Genomic DNA, 3,092 nt, shown 5'->3' on the forward strand with positions numbered 1-3,092 from the left:
TTCCAAAGCTCTCGTTTCCGATAATAATAAGTAACCTCGCCTTTACTCTTTACAACTTCGCCGATGGAATCTGGGTCGCCGGGTTGGGTGCCGATGCTCTTTCGGCTATCGGTATTTTCTTTCCGATTTTCATGATCTTTCTCGCCTTGTCTTTCGGACTAAGCATAGGACTGTCTTCAGCTATTTCGAGGGGAATAGGTGGGGGGAAGGATGTTAACAATATCGCAAATCACGGGGTGATTATTGGTTTAATAATTTCCCTCGTTCTTCTCACAACCCACTTCAAGCTTGGGGAGATTCTAAGTTTGGTTGGTGCGAAGGGAGCTGTTTTAACTCTTGCTTCAAGTTATGGGGGCATCCTCGTTCTCGCATCTCCCGTACTCGTTTTCAATAGTGTTTTTGTGGGAATTTTAAACGGAGAGGGAAACACGAAAATGACAATGTACGCCAACGTGGTTGGAAGCGTGATAAATATAATTCTGGACCCGATATTCATTTACCTCCTCGGTTTTGGCATTTCTGGAGCTGCTCTTGCAAGTGCTGTCTCGATGCTTATTTCCTTGCTAATTTTAATCTACGTGTTTTCAACAAAAAGAAGCTTTGTTAGGATTGTCCTATCAAAGATCAGATTCGACTTTCGGGTTATTTTTGACATTCTCAGAGTTGGAATCCCCTCTTCATTTTCCATGCTGACGATGTCAATCTCAATGGCTATTCTGAACTCTCTGATAGTTAAAACGGACATTTACGGAGTTGCTGTATTTACTTCAGCTTGGAGGGTTCTAAGTTTCGGCTTCATACCTCTTTTCGGAATAGCTGCAGCGACGACAGCCGTTACCGGAGCTGCTTACGGAGGAAAGAACGTTGAAAAATTAAAGTCCGCTTTGCTGTACGCCGTAAGACTGGCTTTCGTTGTGGAGCTTTGTATAGCCGTTGTTATGATACTTCTTTCCGGAAAAATAGCTCTCCTCTTCACGTATTCCGAAAAAAGTGAGATAATTTACGAAGAGCTTGTCGAAACTCTCAGAGTTATGCCCGCATTCTTACCCTTTGCCGCCTTTGGCTTCGTCAGCAACTCGACTTTTCAGGGAATGGGAAAAGGAGAGAGGGCGTTTGTGATAACTTTTTTGAGAACCGTCGTACTGCAACTTGGCTTAGCGTTTTTATTTGCCTTCGTTTTAGGTTTTGGCTTTTTTGGAATTGTTGTCGGAGTGACTTTCGGTAACATTCTTGCATCTCTCGTTGCTTTTCTCTGGGTTATCCTCACCGTCAGGTCGTTAGCTTATTCGAAGTCTTAAAATTTTGTTCTGGAGAATAAACTTCATGGAAGTGGAAGTTGTTAAGGAGATCGAAATGGGTAAATTGAAAGTGAAGCTGGCTGGGGGAGATATAACGAAGTATCCAGCTGAAGCCATCGTGAATGCTGCAAATAAATACTTAGAGCATGGTGGGGGAGTTGCGTACGCAATAGCTAAAGCATGCGCCGGAAATGCAGCCGAATACACGAGAATAAGCAAAGAAGCGATGAAGGAGCAGATAGGAAGAGACTACATCGAACATGGGGAGGTTGTAGTTACTCCTGCCATGAAGCTTGAGGAGAGGGGAATAAAGTACGTGATACACACCGTCGGTCCGATATGCAGGGGAGATTGGAATGAGGGTTTGAAGGAAAAGCTGTACAAAGCTTTCAAGGCACCCCTTGAAAAAGCTGAGGAGATGATGCTTAGAAGCGTAGCCTTTCCAGCGGTTAGCGCTGGAATTTACGGATGCCCCCTTGAGGAAGTCGTGAAGACATTTCTTGATGCTGTGAGGGATTTCTCAAAAGAAGCAAAGAGCGTCGAAGAGGTCACTCTTGTCATCTACGGAAAAGAAGATCTCGAAGTGGCTCTGAAAGTCTTTGAATAAATACCTCTACGTTGTGAACGAACCCAAATTCTCTTTTTTATCTGTAACGGTGCTGAAGGAGAAGTCGCTTTCGATCCTCTTCCCATCTGAGAAAATTATTTCTCTTTTCCCGTATAAAATTGGGGATTGATTTACGTTGTTCCAACTGTGGTTTTATCCTCTGAAGCATTTTCGGCTTGCGTTCAACCTGAATTTTGCTCTGAAGAATAATTTATGGCTTCAAGCCCGTCGATCCTGCTGAAGTGCTCGTCTCTCGTAACGAGTTTTAGGTTATGCTCGATTGCAATTGCCGCAATAAGAACATCGATTAAATTGATTTCCATGCCTTTTTTCCTTAAGCTGTCCTCGATTTCCACGGCTATTTGTGCCGACTTAAAAGAAAATGGAAGAATTTCGAGGTTTTCAAGCATTTCAACGGCTACTTTAAATTCTTCCTCTTTTCCCACGAGTTTTGGGCCTCTCAGCAGTTCCCAGGCGGAGATCGACGTGGTGTATAGCTTTGAATCTCGAATCTTTATGTAGACATCAATCGCATCTTTCTTACCTTTTAGCAGATCAATGAGAAACGTCGTTTCGAGACAGAACATGCCGACCGAACTCCTTTCTGCTTTCGAGTATAATCTTCTCAATTTCGTCTCCGGAATCCTTCCATTTGCCGGCAAATTCGAGCAGATCTTTCTTCTTCTCAGTAAGTCTGATTATAACATCGCTGAAGCTCTCACCCTTTCTTTTTTCCCTTTTCAGCCTCTCATAAGCTTCAAGAGTTATTGTTATGGTCTTAGTTGGCATTATGTGTATGTTTACGTTTAAGTTTATAATTATTTCTCTTGTTTAGCCCTAAAATAAGCGGCAACTAATCTGATCAGCTATCCTTTCAATCCTCTTTTCATCGAGAAGTTTACTTCAACTCTCCCCGTTTAGCAACTTTTGCAATCAAACTTGCGAAAACAGCCGCTCCGAATCCGTTGTCAATGTTCACGACTGCCAAACCGGAAGAACATGAGGAGAGCATGGAAAATAATGCTGTAAATCCTTTCAGACTTGTTCCGTAACCGATTGATGTTGGGACGCCTATAACCGGCACGTCAACCAAACCAGCAACAACTGAAGGCAAAGCGCCCTCCATTCCGGCTACGACTATTATCGCTACAACTTTTTCATCAATACACTTCTTTAAAGGTTCTAAA

General features: G+C 43.0%; 5 protein-coding genes. 2 read left to right on the forward strand and 3 right to left on the reverse strand.

Going from position 1 to position 3,092, the window contains the following annotated elements; genetic code table 11:
* Window positions 1-1,298: MATE family efflux transporter (locus F7C14_RS09075; protein WP_290902083.1), on the forward strand; the 1,298-nt coding region annotated here is incomplete at its 5' end.
* 25 nt (window positions 1,299-1,323) lie between these two features.
* Window positions 1,324-1,905 carry a [protein ADP-ribosylglutamate] hydrolase gene (locus F7C14_RS09080; protein WP_290902085.1) on the forward strand — a complete coding sequence of 194 codons (582 nt, stop codon included), beginning with the start codon at window positions 1,324-1,326 and terminating at the stop codon, window positions 1,903-1,905.
* Between the two features lie 182 nt (window positions 1,906-2,087).
* Here F7C14_RS09080 and F7C14_RS09085 read toward each other — a convergent pair whose 3' ends face one another.
* From F7C14_RS09085 to F7C14_RS09095, 3 genes are all read right to left on the reverse strand, one after another.
* Window positions 2,088-2,492, reverse strand: a complete 405-nt coding sequence (locus F7C14_RS09085; RefSeq protein WP_290902087.1) for a type II toxin-antitoxin system VapC family toxin — start codon at window positions 2,490-2,492, stop codon at window positions 2,088-2,090.
* Complete coding sequence (locus tag F7C14_RS09090; protein WP_290902089.1) at window positions 2,461-2,694, reverse strand: antitoxin VapB family protein; 234 nt, start codon at window positions 2,692-2,694, stop codon at window positions 2,461-2,463. Before F7C14_RS09090 ends, F7C14_RS09085 begins: the two co-directional genes overlap by 32 nt.
* Before the next feature lie 109 nt (window positions 2,695-2,803).
* Window positions 2,804-3,092, reverse strand: a 289-nt coding sequence (locus F7C14_RS09095) for an AIR carboxylase family protein (RefSeq protein ID WP_290902091.1), incomplete at its 5' end; no start/stop codon positions are given.

The sequence above is a fragment of the Ferroglobus sp. genome (assembly GCF_015521575.1).
In the GTDB taxonomy this organism is placed as follows: Archaea; Halobacteriota; Archaeoglobi; order Archaeoglobales; family Archaeoglobaceae; genus Ferroglobus.